The organism is Rickettsia sp. MAE-05, assembly GCF_057319745.1.
This window is the reverse complement of record NZ_JBLTIO010000001.1, coordinates 1-19,535: the sequence shown is the minus strand read 5'-3', so window position 1 is coordinate 19,535 and position 19,535 is coordinate 1. Positions and strand designations below refer to the sequence as shown.

Genomic DNA, 19,535 nt, shown 5'->3' with positions numbered 1-19,535 from the left:
AGAAATGAAAAAAATTCTTAAAATAATATTATTTATAACTATCTTTATTATACTCGCATATAGTGGGCTATGGTTTACTATTATGTTCTCTTTATCACACTCTATAAATCAAAAATATGCCGGTACCAACCTTAATATAGAAGAGACTGATAATAATCCTAATCAACAATATCTTATTAAATTTTCTAAAGTTCAGCCATATGGTTTTCCTTTTAAATTAGGTATTTCGGTAATTAATTGGCAAGAAGAGAGTATTAATAGAGTAATTGAATTTACCACACCGATAAATATCGGTTATGATTTACTTAAGCAGAAATTATTTATAAATTTTTCCGGAGAAGCATTCGGAAAATTTAAGCCGGTTCAAAGAGGCTTTGGAGTAAGGTTTTATAATGAGCACTGTATATTATCAACAAAAATACCGTTAAATTTTAAATTATTTGAAATAGTACGATCAAAAAAAGATTTATTTGAAGTTATAAATTTAATAGAAAATATTAAATTTACTTCCGGTAAAACAGAAATTTTTGACTTAGTCGATAATCAAAAATTATATGAAGAAGCTCATACTATACTTACTATGTTATTTGACAAAAGTAAGTATTATATAAGTAAACAGGATTTCCTTGATAATATACCGCAAAAATTAGAAATTTATTATGAAACCGAAATAGTAAAAAGTAACCTTGAAGATAGAATAATACCTGCCGGCTTATTATTATATAGACCCGCTTGGAATAATAATTTCAAATTTTCCGGTAATTTCTTGATTAGTACTAGTAGTTTGCATTTTAAAGATATTGCTAAAGATTTAACAATTGAAGTTACTAATGCAAAAATAAATAGTAATAACTTTGAAAATAATATTAATTTATTATATAAAGGTAAGTTAAACGATTTCGGCAATAATAATATTGATCTTTTAATAGATTCGCAATTTAAGCTAAAACCTGGTTTTATAATAGGTTCATTAGAATTTATAAAGAAATATTACGATAGGCAAACCTATCTGTTTAAACTTTCCGATAATAATCTATATAAAGATTTTAATAATGAACTAAGCTATATTTTAAATAATAATAAACAATATAATTTTAGTATTTTTGAAGATAGGCAATATAATTTTAATTTAAATATTAATTTAGTTACTGAATTAAATAAATTAACTAGAGCACAGATAAATGCTTTAAGTCTATATTCAAACGCATCGGGATTTAATATAACAAATGAAACTATCGTAAATGCTCTTAAAGATTCTTACAGTAAAGGTACGATAGTAATTAATGATTACTCTAAAATAATAGATATTTTAAGTCTATATGTATATGGGGTAGGGGATTTTAAAAACTTATCCAAAGAGAGCAAAGAAGTATATGGAGATGCTCTAAAATCATTTTTAAAAACCATTTCCGATCACCCGAACTCATCTAATTTAATTGACGCTAGCATTGAGTATGAGTTTGATTTATCCGATTTAAACAAAGCTAAAATAGGTAATATAGATGATATAAATAAACTTATACCTTTATATTATTTATCTTTATACCAAGCAGCAGTAAAAAAAGTGAAACCCGGTGAAAATGTAAAAGAAAAAATTATGGAGTTAATTCCGAGTGTTAATCAAAAAATATTAGAGGAATGTATAATTGATGAACCTCGTTAGTCGTCATAAGCTAAGCGGTCGAAGACCGCATGGCAATCTCGTGAAAATAGTACAAAATTTCTAAGATTGCCACGTCGAGACTTCGCCTCTCCTCGCAATGACAGAAAAATTTAAAAAAATACCATGAATATTATAGTAAAAATACAGCAAGATTTAAAAGATGAAGTAACTAAGTTAAACGATTTAATCATTAGCTGTTTAAAAAGTGATGAAGAATTAATAGAAACAATAGGTAAATATTTACTAGAGGCGGGTGGTAAAAGAATTCGTCCGCTTTTAACTATAATAACCGCTAAAATGTTTGATTATAAAGGCGATAATCATATAAAGCTCGCAAGTGCCGTTGAATTCATTCATACCGCCACATTGCTTCATGATGATGTCGTAGATGACAGCACTTTAAGAAGATTCAAACCTACCGCTAACGTTATTTGGGGAAGTAAAACAAGTATTTTAGTGGGTGATTTCCTCTTTAGTCAGTCTTTTAAGTTAATGGTAGCTTCCGGCTCTATTAAAGCTATGAATGTTCTAGCTAAAGCTTCAGCAATTATTTCCGAAGGGGAGGTAGTACAGCTAGTTAAGCTAAATGAGCGACGCATTATAACTATAGACGAATATCAGCAAATAGTTAAATCTAAAACCGCCGAACTATTTGGAGCTTCTTGTGAAGTTGGAGCTATTATAGCAGAGCAGGTAGACCATATTTCTAAAGATATGCGGGACTTTGGGAAATTACTCGGAACGATATTTCAGGTTATAGATGATCTACTTGATTATTTGGGTAATGATAAACAGGTAGGCAAAAATATCGGCGATGATTTCTTAGAAGGAAAAGTTACATTACCGCTGATTTTTTTATATAATAAGCTAGAGCAAGATAAGCAGCTCTGGCTTGAAAATATAATTAAATGCGATAAGCGTACTAATGATGAGTTTATTAAAGTACGTGATTTGATGATTGAACATGAAATTCATAATGAAACAGTTAGTTATTTGAGTAACTTAGAAAATGAAGCAAATAAGTTATTAAATAAAATTCCGGTTCAGAATAGTTATAAAGATTATTTGTTTTCGATTATTAGATTTATTTTGGACCGTTCTTATTAATTATTGTTTTTTCCGTCATTGCTAGGAAATTACGTAAGTAATTGACGAAGCAATCTCAGGAGTGCTGCTTTATGAGATTGCCACGCAGCCTCCTCCGGCTGCTCGCAATGACGTGGCGGTATCCCCACGCAACAATGACAACATCCGCATTCGTAGCTCAGCTGGATAGAGCATTGCCCTCCGAAGGCAAAGGTCGTTGGTTCAAATCCAATCGAATGCACCATCACTAAATCAACTCAATATAACGGTCATTTAGAGGTATATCTTCTTCGTTTATTAGAAGAATCTACAATTTGCAAGAATTCTTGATTTACCCAATCAGCACAAAGTTTAGCACTTGTTCGTGGTTTAAAGCCGAAAAGTTCCTCGATTTGGTTACTTTATTATGCAGATAATATACAGATAAAACAAGTAATATATGTATAAAATAAATTTATCCTTGCATATTGTAACAAATGCTTTTAATATACAAGGATGATAAAATGGTGCATATATAAACTTATACAAACGGCACTATCTAGACAAGCTGCCGTAGGATTAATCGGACCAAGGCAAGTAGGTAAAACTACGTTAGCTCTTGAAATAGCTAAAGAATTTCAAGCATTATATTTGGACCTTGAATCACGTAGTGATCGTGACAAGCTATATGATCCCGAATTATTTTTGAGAGAATATGAAGATAGATTAGTTATATTCGATGAAATTCATAGATTTCCTGAATTATTTCAAAGCTTACGTAGTCTTATTGATCAGGGCAGGCGTAACGATAGACGGTCATGCCTCCATATTGCAGTTACGCCTATTAAAAAGCTATACGTTCAATAAGAGTACCAATAACCTTATCATGAATATCCAATGACTTGGAAAAGCAGATTGTCTTACGTGCAAGCCTCTTGCATCTCGTTCTAAGGTTCAAGTTACTTCGTTCTATCCGTTGAGTGTATTTTTTACTGATAATATGCTTTTTAGGGTCTAATAACCTAGCATAACTCCCCCATCCATCTGTATAGTAAAAAGTCACCTTGAAATTCTCTAGTTTTTTCAGTAATGATTCTAATGTGCTATCACATCTTGTACCAAACGTATAAGCAACTACTTTTAACGAAATCTTATCCAAGGCATACCAAAGCCATCGTTGTCTGGATTTATTCTGTACATAAAACCATTGTTCATCTATCTCAGGAGCAATAATTACTTTTGTTGATAGACGTACGGGACGATTTTTAATTCTAGGTTCGGCTTCAATTGATCTTTTAAGACAATCAAGCGAAAGTTTAGCAGGGCGGATAGAGTATATAAATTTGAACCCTTTAGATTTATTAGAAATTCCCGAAAAAGAAAATAGTCTTATACCTCTATGGCTAAGAGGCGGTTTTCCTGATAGTTTTTTAGCAAAAAATGATTTAGATAGCTTTGTTTTTAGAGAAAATTTTATTCAAACTTATTTAGAAAGAGATGTCCCGCAGTTTGGACTACGTATTCCGGCAGAAACCAAGCAAGCTTTTATCGTACAAGAGCAGGCGGAGAAATAGATTTACTCTTAGAACTACCGAATAATAATGGGTTATGGGCTATTGAAATTAAGCGAGGACTTGCCGCAAGACCAACAAAAGGATTTTACACGGCAATAGAGGATTTAAAGCCTGATAAGGCATTTGTAGTTTACTCAGAAGAAAGTCAGTATCCAATAAATAAAGATGTTGAGGCTATAGGGTTATATCAACTTATATCTATATTAGAGAAAATATAGTTATTCATTTTCCATAATATAGATTATAGAACAATTATTTAATTCTTAATTATAATTTATACCAATGCTCCAATAATTCATGAAAATAAGCATCATCTATTATTTAAAGACTCAAGCAAAAAAGGTGTTATCGAGGCTTTGTATTGCTTTTCTTTTTCCCATCGTAATACGACTTCAGGATCAGGTGGAGCATTAATAATTTCTAAAGCTTTAAGAGATTTAGGTCCTAAATATTTACTATATGCCTCAAATGAAAAAGTATAATATTTATCAGGTAAGTAAGGTAATCCTTCTAAAAATATAGTCCATGCAGCGTTATCTGCATCTTCATTATTGCAATCAAGTAAATTCTCAATTAAGTTAAAAATAAATCGTAAATTTGATTAATATTTTGTGAATGTAAGTTAGTATTGGGTATTTGTAAAAATATTGAAAATTGACGAATGGCTGGGACGGGAGGATTCGAACCTCCGAATGACGATACCAAAAACCGTTGCCTTACCACTTGGCGACGTCCCAATGTAGAAAATAATGAAGAGTTGATGACGAAGTTTAATTTGGAAAAGAGCAAGGCATCTTGAAGCTGATAAACGCAGCGTACATACTAGTACGTGAGGATTATCAGCAAAAGATAACGTAGCCAATTTTTCAAATTAAACGAGTATATGGACTTTATACCAATAAATAGCGGAAACGTCAATTACAATAATTATTGTAAAAATAAATTTATTTCGTTATTAAGCCAATTCCTTGCTTGCGTGGATAATAAATCATAAATTTTAGCTCTAATTTTGTTATAATATTCCTTGATATAGCTTATTTCATCAATATTAAGTAGTTTCGTATCAATCAATTTACTAGCATAAGGTACTAGGCTTAAGGTTTCAAATTCAAGCCATCTGCTATTTTCTTTTACATACATTAAATTTTCTATTCTAATTCCGTATTTTCCAGAAATATAAAAACCTGGTTCATTAGATAAGATCATACCTGCTTTAAGTATTGTTTTATTACGAAGATTTATGCTTTGCGGTCCTTCATGAACGCTTAAGAAGCTCCCTACCCCATGCCCTGTACCGTGCGGATAATCTAACATTTCTTGCCATAAATATTGCCGAGCTAGTATATCAAGATTAGCTCCTGCGATGATATTTTTTGGGAATTTGGCGTTAGCTAAAGCAATATGTCCTTTAAGTACTTGCGTATAACGCTTTTTTTGCTCATCAGTCGGCGTGCCTATCACGATTGTCCTTGTTATATCGGTAGTAGCCCCTTGGTACTGACCACCGGAATCAATCAGTAATATCCCCTGCCCTATAATTTTTTTAGCATTTTCAGGAGCAGCTCTATAATGAATAATGGCACTATTTTCCTGAAATCCGCAAATAGCAGGAAAACTATCAGAAACATAGCCCTCTTGTTTGGCTCGTTGCTCCGTAAGCTTTAAACCTATAGAATGTTCGTCATTGCGAGCAGTCGAAGACTGTGTGGCAATCTCATCATATTCTCCTGAGATTGCTTCGTCGATGCTTTGCATCTTCTCGCAATGACGAGTACTTTCCTCTAACTCAGCAAAAAACTCACATAAAGCTACTGCATCTTTAATATGAAAATCGATTGCATGCTTAATTTCTACATCGTTCTTACAAGCTTTAAGCACTAAGCATGGATCGGTAATTTTTTGTACTTTTTTATCAGCTATTAAGTCCATTATATGCACAGAGGCTATAATATCATCAATCAAAATATCGTCATGACTCTTTAAAATATTTTCAAATTCTTCTTCCGGTAAAATTGTTATTTCAGGACGTGCATTAATAATTTCGGCATCAATTCTTGTAGGATCGATAAATAGATATAATTTTGTAGACGTAATGATTACTTTTGCAAACATTAAAGGTGTATAAGCAACGTCACTAGCCCGCAAATTTAGTAACCAACATATGGAAGAGCTATCGAGAATAACTAAGGCACATTGCTCATTATAATTACTAGATCCCGCGGTCAAGCCGCGGGATGACAATGCAACTTCACGACATTTATTTATTTTATCATTATGACTAACACCAGCAAATTTAATATCATGTGAATAAACTTTAGAGTTTGGCTCTGATGGCTGATTATGCCAAATTTTATCAATTAAATTTCCGTTAATCTTCTGAAAATTGAAGTTTAAATTTGATATGGCGGGATAAGTAAATAATTCAGGATCGTAACCTATTTTTATATCTTTACCAAACTTAGATATCTCTTTTAAGTCAAAAATCTGAAATATTGTAGGATCAAGTTCTCTTGCTGCCTGCTCTAAATAACGTCCGTCGGTAAAAAACAATGCTGTATCTTTACATATAATAGCCATACCGTTTGAACCGGTAAAACCTGTTATATATTCAAGCCTTTTGGCATACTCAGGTACATATTCGCTCATATATTTATCGTTAGACGGAATTATATAACCGTCTATATCACATTCTGTGAATAAGCTTCTAAGTAGATTAATGCGGGTTTTTGTCATGTTTATAGCCCTTATGTCATTCCTAGTTCGATGTCATTCCCGCCTACGCGGGAATCCAGTAATTAAAATGTGCATATACAACAAGTTTTTAAAATTAAAAGCTCGATTTATCTCGCTTTTTTCTAGATTCCCGCTTTCGCGGGAATGACATAAACAAGCTATGCAATGCCACCGCTCATAGACGGGAATGACGTTTATACCATCCATAATATAAAGGTATCCCTGCCACCGTAAAAGAACTAGCTATAACCAGAGTTTTAATAGGTGTTTCATAGATAACCCAAGCACAAAAGATAATCGATATTATGGCTATAAGTAAATAATAATAAGAAAAATTTTCTTTTGAGCTAAAAATTACCTTTAAGAAAGCTAAGCTACAAATTAAATAGACGAATAAGAATGTTATCGCCGAGAAATCTATTATTTGCGTAATTTGTGCAGCAAAATTATCATTTGCCGTAAAGATTAATAACGGCACAATTCCAAGGCAGCTTACAATAATTCCGTTAGTTGGAGCGTTGTTGCTATTTTTCTTAGCAAAGAATTTCGGTAATAATCCGTCTTCTGCAAGCCCAAGAGCTATCTGTCCGCTAGTTAGCACCCAAGCATTGAGCGTACCTATACATATAATCGAGGCTATAATCGTGATTACGCTTGACCATTTACCGCCGAATAATAATGCAGCGGCATCGGCATAAGGAGCTTTAGAGCTAATAAGTTCAGAAGCAGGGATTAATCCCATTATACCTATGCTATTGATAATATATAACACCGCCACGCAGAAAGTTCCAACTATTATGGCTTTTGGAATGGTTTTTGCCGGATCTTTTACCGCTCCTGCCGTGGTAGTTGCACACTCAACACCGATAAATCCCCAAAAAGTAAGAAGTGCAACTCTTCCCATAATGGTTGGAATGCTTAAACTTTCTACTTCTTCAGCTATAGTTATATTATCTATATTAAAATGAGATAATGCACATAAGCCCACTACAAGCAACGGAACGAATTTTAAGAGAGTCAAATAAAACTCTGCTTTTCCTGCTACTTCAGGACCTTTTAAATTTAAAACCGTAATAGCACCTAATAATATTATCTGTAATATTAAATCTAAAATCGCTTGTGATTGAAAAAAAGGCGTTAGATAACCTATTGCCGAAATGACAACTATACTTGTACTGACAAAGGATATAACCCAGTAAGTGAAGCCGGTGAAGAAGGCTATTTTATCCCCGAAACTCTCTCGTACATAAACGTGCGGACCGCCTGTTTTAGGAAATTTTGCACATAAGGATGAGAATACAAGGGCTATACTCATAGCACCGAATAATGAAAGCACCCAGCCCCAAATGCTATATATACCGAACGGTGCTAAACTTAGCGGTAATATAAAAACGCTAGTACCGATTTGACTGCCGGTTACTAAGGCAAAAACTGCCCAGAAACCTAATTTTTGCGACATAATAATTTGATTTAAAGAAATAGGCTTTAAAATATCTGAAATAATGATTTTTAGCAATAGTTAAAACTACTATAACTATTTTACTCTTGATTTCTAAACAAAAGATTGATAGCTTTTTTAAGCTATCAGAAATAATCTTAGGAGTTAATATGCCAAATCGCACCGCTAAAATTTATACAGTGAAATCAGGAGACACTTTATCACATATTGCTACAAAAAATGGTCTAACAGTTAATCAATTGCTAACTATTCCAAGTAATGAACAATTTAAAGCTAATCCTGATAAGATTTATCCAGGGAATAAAGTAAAGGTAAGCTATACAGTAAAATCAGGAGATACTTTATCAAAAATTTCACAAAATTACGGTACTTCTGTTCAGGATTTAGTTAAATATAATAGTATAAGTGATCCTAATCATATCGAGGTAGACTGGGAGATTTCATTTTCCGGTGATTTGCATGATTTTTCTTAAAATAAATAGCCTTAGATGTCATCCCTGCGAGAGCAGGGATCCAGTAAGACATTTTGAGGTCTAAAATATTAATAGAATAACATGCAGTGAGATTCATAATCTACCCTATCATGCAATCCATTAATTTACCTAATATATCTGGCTGATTACCTAAAAAACAATTACCATTAGGATTTTCATAGAATACAACTTCATTATCCTGAAACTTGTCTAAATGTCCGGTTGTATTCGTATTATTAACATATCCATAATGTCCACTAGTATCTTTTCCTCCTACAATATGACTATTTTTTAAATCATATATTTTCATAGAAAAACAAAAGTACGAAAACATTTTTGCGAATATCTCTTGAAAAGTAGAGGCTGCTCTTAAATCAAAACCTATATTTTCTACATTCTCTGCGATAATAGAGAAATGGACCCCTTGATTATTAAATTTAAGATTTCCTCCAACAACGGCAATTTTTTTGTCAGAATCCAAGCTTTTAATATTACTGACATTTAAAAAATATTCAGCAGATTCTAATCCATCAACTTTAATATTATAAACCGAATATCCATATTCTTGCTCAATCTTTATCCCCTCCACATTATCAAGATCATGTATTTTATTACCTTGAATTATTTTGATTCCATGCTCATTTTTATTAAATAATATAAACCGTCCTTGGTGAAATTTAGACAAGATTAAAAACATCCGAAGTAGCAAATCAGAAGAAAAGTTAGAAAACATCATATTACCTAAATGGATCTGTTTATAATGTTGAAGATCAAGCAGAATGTAAGGGTCATTTAGTTTAACGTCTTGTAACGATTTTATTATTGCTTCTAGAATAGATTGTTTATCATCTTCGATATCACTATCTCTCATCAGTCTAATTTTAGCCCTTCCTTCCTGTTCTTCTTTATTAAGCGGAGGAAAGAGTTCGATTCTTTTTTCTAGTTCTTTTTGTAAGCTTTCAATGTTAGGTGAAGGATAAGAGAATATTTTATTATAAATCCAGTTAAACATATTTTAAATTATATTAAATGTTACACGTTAAAAGATTTGCCGCAGCCACAGCCCGCTTTTTACGGGTGTGCCGTAATTGCTAGAATAGTGATGTTATCTTTATTTGGTCCGTAATGCCAAAAAATTCTATAAGCAGCAGGAGTATTATTTTCAGCATAAGCTTCAAATATTTCTTCTCCGTTATTTCCTTTAACAGATTTATATTTATGGGTATTTAAACTAGGATGACGAGGATTCATTTGTAAATATGCTAGTGTTTTTCTTACTGCTTTTAAACGCTTTTCTAATCCTTTATTATTTTCAAGTTCTTCCAAATCTTTACTAGCTTGAATAGTAAAAAAAATTTTAAAAGTCATCATCTAAATATTTACTGAAATCTTCTATAAATTTAACTCGTCCTTTAGCAGAATCTTTAATACCGTTATTTAATTGCACTAAAGCCTTTTTGTTATTAAATAGCCAACTTTCTTTTAAAGGTATTTCCGTATATGGCTCTAGAATAATTTGTCCTTTTTTACTATTCACAATGACGTGAAAACTACTTACCCCTTTAGCTAATTTACCAAGTGTTATTCTTCCTTTCGTATCTGGTTTTAATATACATGCTTGGGTCATACAAATTACTTTTTATATTATAACTTATAGAATAATATATAGTGGGTAATTAATCAAGTGGGATTAACATTATTACACACTAAAGGATTTGCCGCAGCCGCAATTAGCTTTTTCGTTGGGATTGGTGAAAGTGAATTGGGATTTGAATTTAGTCTCTACATAGTCCATTTCAGAACCTAGAATATATATTAATGCCTTTGGGTCGATTAGTATCCGTACGCCCTTTTCTTCTACTACTTCATCGAATTGATTTTTACTATCTGCATATTCAACGTAATAAGTCTGACCGGCACAACCGCCTGACTTAACCCCTACCCTAATACCAAAGGTAGGCTTGGCTCGTTTTTCTATTAGCAATTTTACTTGCTTTGCAGCAGAATCGGTTAATAAAATAACATTTTTCATGTTTTAAGAGTCTTTTTTGCTTTCTTTTTTCTGTTTGTAATCGGCAATAGCTGCTTTTATTGCATCTTCAGCAAGTAGTGAGCAATGAAGTTTTACAGGCGGGAGCGATAATTCTTTTGCTATTTCAGTATTTTTAATCTCTTCGGCATCGTTTATCGATCTTCCTTTAACCCATTCCGTTACTAAAGAACTTGAAGCAATAGCTGAACCGCAGCCGAATGTTTTAAATTTAGCATCTGTAATAATCCCGTCATCATCAACTTCGATTTGTAACTTCATCACGTCACCGCAAGCAGGAGCTCCAACGAGTCCCGTACCAACGTTTTTTTTCTCTTTATCAAGTGACCCGACATTACGAGGATTCTCATAATGATCTATCACTTTTTTGCTATAAGCCATTGTTATTCTCTAAAATTTGGTTTTATTTGTTTCAACGTCATTGCGAGGAGATGCGTAGCAGCGACGCGGCAATCTCAGGAATTTTATACTACTTAATGAGATTGCCGCGTCGGCACTATGTGCCTCCTCGCAATGACGATTTTTAGTGAGTAGCCCATTTAATCTTCTTTAAATCAATCCCCTCTTGCATCATTTCCCAAAGAGGGCTTAATTCCCTTAATTTATCGATTTTTGAACATATTAAATCTACTGCGTAATCAACTTCCTGCTCGGTAGTAAATCTACCTATGCCGAACCTAATCGAAGTATGGGCAAGCTCTTCACCTATTCCCATGGAACGTAAAACATATGACGGCTCTAAAGAGGCAGAAGTACAAGCAGAACCAGAAGAAACCGCTAAATCTTTAATGGCAAGGATAATTGATTCTCCCTCTACTCCGGCAAAGCTTAGATTTAGATTGCCTTTATATCTTTGATTTTTATCACCGTTTAAATAAACTTCCGAAATTCGGTTATGTATATTATTTAAAAATCTGTCGAATAAGTAATTTACGTGCTTAGTATCTTTTTCCATCTCACTATACGCTATTTCAGCAGCCATGCCAAGCCCTACGATTAAAGGAGTCGGTAGCGTACCCGAACGCATACCTCTCTCCTGTCCACCACCGTTTATGAGTGGCGTAACACGCACACGAGGTTTTTTCCTTACATATAACGCCCCTATTCCTTTCGGACCGTAAATTTTATGCCCTGAGATACTAGCAAGATCAATATTAAACTCGTTAACGTCAATTGGAATTTTACCGAATCCTTGAGCAATATCAGAATGAAAAAAAACGCCTCTTTCACGGCAAATTTTTCCTATTTCCTTTAAAGGCTGAACAACACCTATTTCATTATTAACCGCCATAACTGAAACTAACATAGTCTGATCAGTAATAGCATTTTTTAGAGTTTCTAAATCGATTATTCCATTTGGTTTAATTGGTAAGTATGTGATTTTTATACCTTCCTGCTCTAAATGCCTACAAGCGTCAAGTACGCATTTATGTTCACTGACTATAGTAATAATATGATTTTTCTTATTGCCGTAAAATTTTGCTATTCCCTTTATTGCAAGGTTATTAGATTCGGTTGCACCGGAGGTAAAAATAATTTCTTTAGTATCTGCTCCTATTAACCTTGCTACTCTACTCCTTGCCTCTTCAACGGCGTTTTCTGCTTCCCAGCCGAAAGAATGGCTACGTGAATGAGGATTCCCGAATTTGGTAGTAAAATATGGCAACATTGCCTCCATTACTCTTGGATCAAGCGGCGTTGTTGCCTGATAATCCATATATATAGGTAAGGTTAAATTGTTTAATTGTGGGTTCATATGGTTTTTAAATTAATTTTTTGTATATAAAGCCTAAAAATAGACGAAGTTTAATTTGGAAAAGAGCAAGGCGTTTCATATTTTTTGACCGCAGCGTACAACTAGTACGTGAGGATCAAAAAATATGAAACAACGACGCCAATTTTTCAAATTAAACGAGTATATTATAAACCTCCTCAAAAGCCTCTATAAAAGCCTTTATATCACTTACCGTATTAGTATGGCTTAAAGATACCCTAATCGAAGATTTGGCCTCTTTTTCACTCATACCCATATTGGTTAATACATGCGATTTAGATATTTTTCCTGATGAGCAAGCAGAGCCAGAGCTTACGCAAATATTACGTAAATCAAAACCTATTAATTTCACTTGTGCATCTGTATTTTGTACAGTAAATAAAGTAGTATTAGGTAACCTAGCTACGTTATTACTAATAATATTTACGTTTGGATATTCTTTTAATTCTTTCTCTAATATTCCTTGTAAGCTTTTGATTTTTATATAATTCTCTATTATATTTTTTCTCATTAATTCAGCCGCTAAACCAAAACCTGCAATTGCTATAATATTCTCTGTACCTGAACGCACATTTTTTTCTTGCCCACCACCTATAATTATCGGAGTAAGCTGAAAGCGAGAAGTAGAAATTAAAGCAGCTCCTCCCTGCCCACCTCCTATTTTATGTCCTGAGATTGTAGCAAAATCTAATCCTAACTCTTTGATATTTATAGATATTCTGCCAAAACCTTGCACTAAATCACTATGAAATTTTGCATCATATTTTTTAGCTATTTCACTTATTTTGGTTATATCTTGCAGCACCCCGCTTTCATTATTAGCCATAATTATAGATACTAATTTTTTTGTAGCACTACTTTGTGACAATAATTCTTCTAGATGCTCTAGATCAAGCAAACCTTGATTATCAACTTTTATAACTTTAATATTTGGAGCGTAGTTTATATGGTTATAGATCGATAAATGTTCAATAGCCGATATGAAAATATCACCGTCATAAAAATTTTTCATTATTAAATTATTACTCTCCGTTCCGGATGAAGTAAAAGTAATATTATATTCCCTAGAGGACGCCTCAAGAGCTGCAGCTAATTGAAAACGTGCTTCTTCTACAATATTCCTAGCAAATACACCTGATCTATGTATTGATGAAGGGTTAAGCTCCTTGTCCATCAAACTTATTATGAATTCCTTAACTCTAGGATTGATAGAAGTAGTAGCATTATGGTCTAAATATATCATATATTTAAATAATACTTAGCTCTAAAGCATCTTTAATTGAGATATTTTCAAAATAATCTCTAATATGCTTACCAAGACCTTTCCATAATTTATGCGAATTACATTTTATTGTATCAGGTACACAAGTTTTAACTGACTTCTTATAGCAAGTAGTCATTATAAAATTTTCGTTAACAGCATCCATAATATCGGAAATTTTTATTTCTTCTAGGTTACCTATTAAAACATATCCCCCTTTTGAGCCTCTAATAGCCTTAACTAGATCAGCTTTTTTAAGTCTAGAAAATATCTGCTCTAAATAGTTAAGCGATATATTTTGTTTTACGGAAATTTCATTCAAAGTGACCGGTTCAGCACTTGATTTTGCAGCCATTTCAAGTATTGCCATTACGGCATATCTTCCTTTCGTCGTCAGCATCATATAACCAACCTATTAAAACTTAAAATTGTTTTATATCTACAATACCCAAGTAATTTAGTCAAGTATATAATTATATCATTTAATAAAAAATTAGCTTGTTAATATAAACTAAAATTTAATTGCGTAGAATCTGTTAGAAGTGAGAAAGAAAGAGAGAATATTATAAATAAGCGATTAATACAGCATTAACTAGGGATATTGTTGCATGATTCGGTTTTCATTCCGCGAGCTTGTAGCGGGATCCAGTTAAAAATACTAAAATTATTAGTATTTTTTATTGTTTTTATGGACCTAGTTAGCAAGCGAACTAGGTGACGCAGTAGGTTTTACCGGTCTACGCAACAATGCCTCGCGGGAATGACATCATTATTTACCCACGCCGGTCGTGCCTCCGTATTGCAGTTTAGAGTAAATAGTCTATAATCCTCAAACAGTAATAAGAGAGAATTATAGTTAAGGAGTTATGGCAAAAATAGATGTTAAGTGTAGATATTGTAACAACACAGAAGAAGTAATAAAGTCAGGATATTCAATTTCAAAACAACAGAGATATCAATGCAAGCGGTGTAATCGATATTTTCAATTGGAGTATATTAATAATGCATCTAAGCCTGGAGTTAAGGAGCAAATAGTAGAAATGTCAATCAACGGCTCTGGAGTTAGAGATACAGTAAGAGGGTCATGCCTCCATATTGCAGTTACGCCTATTAAAAAGCTATACGTTCAATAAAAGTACCAATAATGCATCTCGTTCTAAGGTTCAAGTTACTTCGTTCTATCCGTTGAGTGTATTTTTTACTGATAATATGCTTTTTAGGGTCTAATAACCTAGCATAACTCCCCCATCCATCTGTATAGTAAAAAGTCACCTTGAAATTCTCTAGTTTTTTCAGTAATGATTCTAATGTGCTATCACATCTTGTACCAAACGTATAAGCAACTACTTTTAACGAAATCTTATCCAAGGCATACCAAAGCCATCGTTGTCTGGATTTATTCTGTACATAAGACCATTGTTCATCTATCTCAGGAGCAATAATTACTTCTGTTGTACTGATAGAATGATTTATTGTTTTTAATACTAGATTTTTTTAAAACACGGATAACTGTATTGATACCCACTTTTAATACTCTTACTGTATCTCTAACTCCAGAGCCGTTGATTGACATTTCTACTATTTGCTCCTTAACTCCAGGCTTAGATGCATTATTAATATACTCCAATTGAAAATATCGATTACACCGCTTGCAATTATTAATAAATTGACCGTTATCCTTTAATATTCCTTGTATATCGCCGGTAGTATAAGTAAATTCTTCTTTGATTGTTTTTGTATCCTTTATAAGACCTACTGCAACGAAAATTTGTTGAAAGAAATTTAGATTTCTCTTTACTTCAACATTTTTTACTCCAGTAAGCTTCTCTTTCATGAATTACCAATTGATCCGGCTTTAAGTAGCCGCTTTTATCATAAATATTAATTACTCTTCCTCTTATAAGTTCTACTTCTGTTGCTTCTTTATCTTGTGAAAATTCCTTAACTTGCGGCTCTTCTGCAAACCTTACTTTCTTTTTTTTTCTTTACCCATTTAAATTACCTAAATTTATAAACAAATAATTTTAGGTTTCATTTTAACAATAAAAACTTTTATTTTTTTAATAATTTTTTAATAATAGGATATTTTTTTAGTAAATTGAGGATTTAAAATCACATATTATATAATAACCGATTTTTCTTATATATAACTCGACAGGCTCTTGTTAATTTGCCAAATAGCGACAAATACTAAACAAGTTGTAAACATTTGTAGTAGCTGTAATAATATGCTTAATTCCGGTATTAATATAATAATAACCGGTTGTAATATTATCGGGACTCCGCTTGAAAACATTACTAACCTTATAGAAGTTTGTATTGAAGTTTTAGTAGTAAGTAAATTAGCTAAGCTATATACTAACAAAACTATAATACTTCTCTCTAATAAGAATGTTACAAACCAAAATAATATAATAGCCGGCATACCGAAATAAATAAATAAATTTGGTGCATATAATAAATTATCGGCAAAATATTTTTTTATTATTTCAGGAGTTAAAATTACTTCATTTTGTTTGAATATCTCAGAATAGTTAACGGTACTTGGGAAATTTTTCTTAGTATTGGCTACAATTAAATTTATCTTCAGCTTATTCTCTTCAAGTACAAACGGTATTTTGCTTTTTTCTTTGTTAGAAACTTGATTTTTTGTATCAATGACAACTATTTTATTGTTATTCTTGCTATATAAATATATAGGCTCTACTTCTTCAACTGAAATTTTTGAATTATTATATTTAATTTCCGGTAATTGATTGATAATATATTCAATATTGTCTGTAACTTTTGACGATTGTATTCCGTTAAAATAATCTTTTAAAGTTATTATGTAATTTAATATAAAAATACAATAAATTATTGATGGGATAAAAGATAAGGTAAATAAATATCTTATTCCGTACCCTTGATAGTTTTTATATACGTCTTTATAAAACTCTATAGAGCTAATTGATAAACGTAATTGACGGAGTAAGGCATTTAATCCTCCTAATATAAATGATAATAAATACATGTATAAGTAATTTATTTAAGTTTCTCACCCTCTTCCTTCTTTAATCCGGTTGAGGTTAGCTATTAAGTCAGTTCTTGCACAGGCTTTGATTAAATTTTTGGCTATATTAATTATGATTTAAGTATTTTTTCTATTTCTATTATATCATTTTGACCAAATTTGGTCAAAGTGCAGAATAAAATTAACCCTATTTTGTATGCCATTATAAAACACTAAAGGATATATGAAAGGAAATTTTTTGTTTTTTATTACTTTTATATGATATTCATAAATATTTAACATATACCTAAATAACCGAAAAGCCATATAATAGTGTGTGACACGAGGTTATATCAAAGAGTTATTTCCGCTAGGCAGGAAACCATCCATGTCACTAGATGAATCTAAGGGTACGAAAAAGAGCTACCCTGACAATGTGATGAAATACCGTTAAGCATAGGAAAAATCTCGTGAGAGTAATTCCTTTCTGATAATCATGATAAAGATATCTGATCCTTATGCACGATTCTTAGGAGATGGGCAATTGCTGCTTACCTGATTTTGCATTGATTGGGTATCAGAAGAGATTAACATTAGATAATATTACTATTTTCACCCTTTTCATCCTGCACGTAAAGATCATTTTTTTTATTCAATATATCATCACGGTTTGTATATAAAGATTCGATAAATAAAATAGAATCTTTTAAAGCTAGCTGCACCGCTAAATTATCCATGTCATGTCTTTTTAAAGCTTTAGGAAACACAAATTCTTTAAACACATTACCTAATTTTTCTATTTTAGTTTGAGGTTTCGGAGAATTTGATACAGGTGTTTGTGGGAGATTTATTATTTCGTTTTTACGTTCTTGCGTTTTAATAATAGCTATTTTCTTTAAGCTATCGTCTAAATCTTCCATTCCAATTGTATTGCGAATAATATTACCAATACTAGTTATTTCATTCCCACGCTTTCTCTCACGCCTTGCTTCTACTATACTGCAAGCCAAATCTGTTAATATATCTATCAAAAGATTTTGCGTTATTAAACCTATACCTTTTGCTAACATTTCTATTATAGCCTCTTTCTCATTAATATTATTTTTAAATATTTTAGTTTCAGCAATTTGAATAGCATTTATAGTATTTTTAATGTAATAATAAAGTGCATTACAGTAATCGTATAATAATGGGCTTTCTTGTGCTAAACTTTCAGCCTCTCTGAAAATTTCTGCTTTTTGTATTGTTCTACTATCTTTTAGTATTTTATTATGGCTATCTATCTTAATTTCATGGGCATCTAATCTTTTATTTGCTCCAGCATCTAGTAATTTAAAATTACTGATTTTCAACCTTATTTTCGCATCATGAATTATTTTGGTTGCAAACTTTAGTTTGTTAGGGCATTTAAATATTTGTTTTTCTTCTTCAGGCTTAAGCTTTTCATTCTTAATAAAGCAATTAAATTGTTCTTGGGATTCTAATTCGTTAAATAGTTGCCCTCTTAGTTCTTTGCTAATTTCTGCTGGATAAATAGTGGCTATTTTCTTTAAATTATCCTCACCAAATTTATATATTAGATGTTCACCGAAAATACTTCTCTTTTCTAACAACATTACGAACTTATCTTTATTATTACCTGCATAAGATAAAAGATATTTTTCAGTAGAAAGTTTTTCATTTTCATTTGCAATACTACTTATGTACTTAATATCACTTGCCGCTATTTTAAGAGCGAGTCCTTTATTCTGAAATAACGGATTATGCGTTTTATATTGTTCTGCTAACGGATCATCTGTTTCCGCAAGTAATTTAGTTGCAAACTCTTCTAAATTTACTATTTTGTTTGCTGAATTATCAGTTGTAAATATTTCATAGCTTCTATCTTCAAATATTATCTTGCCTTCTATTCCTGATTCTTTACTAACCGATACCGTAAAAGTAAAACTATATTTCTGTACACAATTTAAAATAAACTTACTTTCCGACTCATTTATAATCCCACCTTTTAATATGCTTTTACATATTTCTTTTAAAAAGATTCGTGTTTCGCTTATATTCGGTAATTCGTTAAAACATTTATTAAACCATTCTATTACTTCAGGATTTTTACCTTTCTCATATTCTTGAGTTATATGATTGGTTATTTTGTGTAGGACGATTTTGGCGTCTATTTCTATATACAACTCTTTATCAAAATTTTGAGTTCTATTTAGAGCAATTATGTTTATCAACCTATTAACTTGTTTATAACTAGCTTTATCAAATGATTTTACATTTATTATATTAATTAAACTTATAGCAGCTGCATATTTGACATCTTCATTGTAGTAAGGGTTATTAAGAAGTAGCCCTTTTAAAACACTATATGCTCTTTCTTCTAGATGAGGTATTACTTCCACTATTCCTGCTAAATTCATAACAGCCTCATACCTAATATAATTATCAATGTTAGAATTTATAATCAACTCTTTTATCCCTATAAATACTT

20 protein-coding genes, 2 tRNA genes and 2 pseudogenes are annotated in these 19,535 nt (G+C 31.8%); 7 read left to right on the top strand and 17 right to left on the bottom strand.

Annotation, left to right across the window (positions count from 1 at the left end; genetic code table 11):
• Positions 1 to 4: 4 nt before the first annotated feature.
• The 4 genes from ACNFN7_RS00120 (at position 5) to ACNFN7_RS00105 (ending at position 3,595) form a co-directional block, all read left to right on the top strand.
• The gene (locus ACNFN7_RS00120; RefSeq protein ID WP_485440384.1) at positions 5 to 1,663 is read left to right on the top strand and encodes a hypothetical protein; all 1,659 of its coding nucleotides are present in this window, start codon (positions 5 to 7) and stop codon (positions 1,661 to 1,663) included.
• Between the two features lie 123 nt (positions 1,664 to 1,786).
• Positions 1,787 to 2,770: a polyprenyl synthetase family protein gene (locus ACNFN7_RS00115; protein ID WP_485440383.1), complete on the top strand. Its 984-nt coding sequence runs from the start codon at positions 1,787 to 1,789 to the stop codon at positions 2,768 to 2,770.
• Positions 2,771 to 2,916: 146 nt separating this feature from the next.
• Positions 2,917 to 2,993: transfer RNA gene (locus ACNFN7_RS00110), tRNA-Arg, on the top strand.
• Positions 2,994 to 3,244: 251 nt separating this feature from the next.
• The gene (locus ACNFN7_RS00105) at positions 3,245 to 3,595 is read left to right on the top strand and encodes an AAA family ATPase (protein ID WP_485440382.1); all 351 of its coding nucleotides are present in this window, start codon (positions 3,245 to 3,247) and stop codon (positions 3,593 to 3,595) included.
• Here ACNFN7_RS00105 and ACNFN7_RS00100 read toward each other — a convergent pair.
• Positions 3,573 to 3,998: an IS1 family transposase gene (locus ACNFN7_RS00100; RefSeq protein WP_485440846.1), complete on the bottom strand. Its 426-nt coding sequence runs from the start codon at positions 3,996 to 3,998 to the stop codon at positions 3,573 to 3,575. The genes ACNFN7_RS00105 and ACNFN7_RS00100 overlap by 23 nt on opposite strands.
• Between ACNFN7_RS00100 and ACNFN7_RS00095 the strand changes: the two genes are divergently transcribed.
• Positions 3,946 to 4,302, top strand: a complete 357-nt coding sequence (locus tag ACNFN7_RS00095) for an AAA family ATPase (RefSeq protein ID WP_485440845.1) — start codon at positions 3,946 to 3,948, stop codon at positions 4,300 to 4,302. The genes ACNFN7_RS00100 and ACNFN7_RS00095 overlap by 53 nt on opposite strands.
• Positions 4,303 to 4,964: 662 nt before the next feature.
• On the opposite strand, the gene ACNFN7_RS00090 is transcribed toward ACNFN7_RS00095, so the two are convergent.
• The 3 genes from ACNFN7_RS00090 to ACNFN7_RS00080 all read right to left on the bottom strand — a co-directional run bounded on the left by ACNFN7_RS00090 (position 4,965) and on the right by ACNFN7_RS00080 (position 8,494).
• Positions 4,965 to 5,039 (bottom strand) — tRNA-Gln (locus ACNFN7_RS00090).
• A 190-nt stretch (positions 5,040 to 5,229) separates the two neighbouring features.
• Positions 5,230 to 7,035 (bottom strand): aminopeptidase P family protein, encoded by a 1,806-nt coding sequence (locus ACNFN7_RS00085; RefSeq protein ID WP_485440381.1) that lies wholly within the window; start codon positions 7,033 to 7,035, stop codon positions 5,230 to 5,232.
• A gap of 175 nt (positions 7,036 to 7,210) precedes the next feature.
• Positions 7,211 to 8,494, bottom strand: coding sequence for an APC family permease (locus ACNFN7_RS00080; RefSeq protein ID WP_485440380.1), 1,284 nt, complete (start codon positions 8,492 to 8,494; stop codon positions 7,211 to 7,213).
• Between the two features lie 287 nt (positions 8,495 to 8,781).
• Here ACNFN7_RS00080 and ACNFN7_RS00075 point away from each other — a divergent pair, with 287 nt between their 5' ends.
• Complete coding sequence (locus ACNFN7_RS00075; RefSeq protein WP_485440844.1) at positions 8,782 to 8,967, top strand: LysM peptidoglycan-binding domain-containing protein; 186 nt, start codon at positions 8,782 to 8,784, stop codon at positions 8,965 to 8,967.
• A gap of 100 nt (positions 8,968 to 9,067) precedes the next feature.
• Here the strand turns inward: ACNFN7_RS00075 and ACNFN7_RS00070 are convergent, their stop codons facing one another.
• The 8 genes from ACNFN7_RS00070 to ACNFN7_RS00035 form a co-directional block, all read right to left on the bottom strand.
• Positions 9,068 to 9,979, bottom strand: coding sequence for a hypothetical protein (locus ACNFN7_RS00070; RefSeq protein ID WP_485440379.1), 912 nt, complete (start codon positions 9,977 to 9,979; stop codon positions 9,068 to 9,070).
• A gap of 59 nt (positions 9,980 to 10,038) precedes the next feature.
• The gene (locus tag ACNFN7_RS00065) at positions 10,039 to 10,335 is read right to left on the bottom strand and encodes a hypothetical protein (protein ID WP_485440887.1); all 297 of its coding nucleotides are present in this window, start codon (positions 10,333 to 10,335) and stop codon (positions 10,039 to 10,041) included.
• Positions 10,325 to 10,594 (bottom strand): hypothetical protein, encoded by a 270-nt coding sequence (locus tag ACNFN7_RS00060; RefSeq protein ID WP_485440378.1) that lies wholly within the window; start codon positions 10,592 to 10,594, stop codon positions 10,325 to 10,327. The genes ACNFN7_RS00065 and ACNFN7_RS00060 overlap by 11 nt, the downstream gene beginning before the upstream one ends.
• Positions 10,595 to 10,666: 72 nt before the next feature.
• Positions 10,667 to 10,999 carry an iron-sulfur cluster assembly accessory protein gene (locus ACNFN7_RS00055; protein WP_485440377.1) on the bottom strand — a complete coding sequence of 111 codons (333 nt, stop codon included), beginning with the start codon at positions 10,997 to 10,999 and terminating at the stop codon, positions 10,667 to 10,669.
• A gap of 3 nt (positions 11,000 to 11,002) precedes the next feature.
• Positions 11,003 to 11,398: a Fe-S cluster assembly scaffold IscU gene (iscU, locus tag ACNFN7_RS00050; RefSeq protein WP_485440376.1), complete on the bottom strand. Its 396-nt coding sequence runs from the start codon at positions 11,396 to 11,398 to the stop codon at positions 11,003 to 11,005.
• Between the two features lie 142 nt (positions 11,399 to 11,540).
• Positions 11,541 to 12,773, bottom strand: coding sequence for an IscS subfamily cysteine desulfurase (locus ACNFN7_RS00045; RefSeq protein WP_485440375.1), 1,233 nt, complete (start codon positions 12,771 to 12,773; stop codon positions 11,541 to 11,543).
• Positions 12,774 to 12,924: 151 nt separating this feature from the next.
• Positions 12,925 to 14,034 carry a cysteine desulfurase family protein gene (locus ACNFN7_RS00040; protein WP_485440374.1) on the bottom strand — a complete coding sequence of 370 codons (1,110 nt, stop codon included), beginning with the start codon at positions 14,032 to 14,034 and terminating at the stop codon, positions 12,925 to 12,927.
• Positions 14,035 to 14,038: 4 nt separating this feature from the next.
• On the bottom strand, positions 14,039 to 14,455 hold the full coding sequence (locus ACNFN7_RS00035; protein WP_485440373.1) for an Rrf2 family transcriptional regulator: 417 nt from the start codon (positions 14,453 to 14,455) through the stop codon (positions 14,039 to 14,041).
• A 463-nt stretch (positions 14,456 to 14,918) separates the two neighbouring features.
• Here ACNFN7_RS00035 and ACNFN7_RS00030 point away from each other — a divergent pair, with 463 nt between their 5' ends.
• Entirely contained in the window at positions 14,919 to 15,185 is a 267-nt protein-coding gene (locus ACNFN7_RS00030; protein ID WP_485440372.1) for an IS1-like element transposase, read from the top strand.
• Here ACNFN7_RS00030 and ACNFN7_RS00025 read toward each other — a convergent pair.
• The 5 genes and pseudogenes from ACNFN7_RS00025 to ACNFN7_RS00005 all read right to left on the bottom strand — a co-directional run.
• Entirely contained in the window at positions 15,163 to 15,480 is a 318-nt protein-coding gene (locus ACNFN7_RS00025; protein WP_485440843.1) for an IS1 family transposase, read from the bottom strand. The two genes, ACNFN7_RS00030 and ACNFN7_RS00025, sit on opposite strands and share 23 nt — an antisense overlap.
• A 1-nt stretch (position 15,481) precedes the next feature.
• Positions 15,482 to 15,886, bottom strand: a complete 405-nt coding sequence (locus ACNFN7_RS00020; RefSeq protein ID WP_485440371.1) for an IS1-like element transposase — start codon at positions 15,884 to 15,886, stop codon at positions 15,482 to 15,484.
• A gap of 306 nt (positions 15,887 to 16,192) precedes the next feature.
• Positions 16,193 to 17,065 (bottom strand): DUF1189 family protein, encoded by an 873-nt coding sequence (locus tag ACNFN7_RS00015; RefSeq protein ID WP_040255842.1) that lies wholly within the window; start codon positions 17,063 to 17,065, stop codon positions 16,193 to 16,195.
• A gap of 198 nt (positions 17,066 to 17,263) precedes the next feature.
• Positions 17,264 to 17,377: pseudogene (locus tag ACNFN7_RS00010) on the bottom strand (Rpn family recombination-promoting nuclease/putative transposase); the annotation flags it as partial.
• A 1,829-nt stretch (positions 17,378 to 19,206) separates the two neighbouring features.
• Positions 19,207 to 19,535: pseudogene (locus ACNFN7_RS00005) on the bottom strand (hypothetical protein); the annotation flags it as partial.

Excerpts from the sequence above, each read along its gene's own strand:
- ACNFN7_RS00080 (WP_485440380.1), bottom strand. The coding sequence starts at position 8,494 with ATGTCGCAAAAATTAGGTTTCTGGGCAGTTTTTGCCTTAGTAACCGGC.
- ACNFN7_RS00045 (WP_485440375.1), bottom strand. The coding sequence starts at position 12,773 with ATGAACCCACAATTAAACAATTTAACCTTACCTATATATATGGATTAT.
- ACNFN7_RS00055 (WP_485440377.1), bottom strand. The coding sequence starts at position 10,999 with ATGAAAAATGTTATTTTATTAACCGATTCTGCTGCAAAGCAAGTAAAA.
- ACNFN7_RS00040 (WP_485440374.1), bottom strand. The coding sequence starts at position 14,034 with ATGATATATTTAGACCATAATGCTACTACTTCTATCAATCCTAGAGTT.
- ACNFN7_RS00020 (WP_485440371.1), bottom strand. The coding sequence starts at position 15,886 with ATGAAAGAGAAGCTTACTGGAGTAAAAAATGTTGAAGTAAAGAGAAAT.
- ACNFN7_RS00120 (WP_485440384.1), top strand. The coding sequence starts at position 5 with ATGAAAAAAATTCTTAAAATAATATTATTTATAACTATCTTTATTATA.
- ACNFN7_RS00115 (WP_485440383.1), top strand. The coding sequence starts at position 1,787 with ATGAATATTATAGTAAAAATACAGCAAGATTTAAAAGATGAAGTAACT.
- ACNFN7_RS00105 (WP_485440382.1), top strand. The coding sequence starts at position 3,245 with ATGATAAAATGGTGCATATATAAACTTATACAAACGGCACTATCTAGA.
- ACNFN7_RS00060 (WP_485440378.1), bottom strand. The coding sequence starts at position 10,594 with ATGACCCAAGCATGTATATTAAAACCAGATACGAAAGGAAGAATAACA.
- ACNFN7_RS00015 (WP_040255842.1), bottom strand. The coding sequence starts at position 17,065 with ATGTATTTATTATCATTTATATTAGGAGGATTAAATGCCTTACTCCGT.
- ACNFN7_RS00030 (WP_485440372.1), top strand. The coding sequence starts at position 14,919 with ATGGCAAAAATAGATGTTAAGTGTAGATATTGTAACAACACAGAAGAA.
- ACNFN7_RS00035 (WP_485440373.1), bottom strand. The coding sequence starts at position 14,455 with ATGATGCTGACGACGAAAGGAAGATATGCCGTAATGGCAATACTTGAA.
- ACNFN7_RS00070 (WP_485440379.1), bottom strand. The coding sequence starts at position 9,979 with ATGTTTAACTGGATTTATAATAAAATATTCTCTTATCCTTCACCTAAC.
- iscU (WP_485440376.1), bottom strand. The coding sequence starts at position 11,398 with ATGGCTTATAGCAAAAAAGTGATAGATCATTATGAGAATCCTCGTAAT.
- ACNFN7_RS00085 (WP_485440381.1), bottom strand. The coding sequence starts at position 7,035 with ATGACAAAAACCCGCATTAATCTACTTAGAAGCTTATTCACAGAATGT.
- ACNFN7_RS00065 (WP_485440887.1), bottom strand. The coding sequence starts at position 10,335 with ATGACTTTTAAAATTTTTTTTACTATTCAAGCTAGTAAAGATTTGGAA.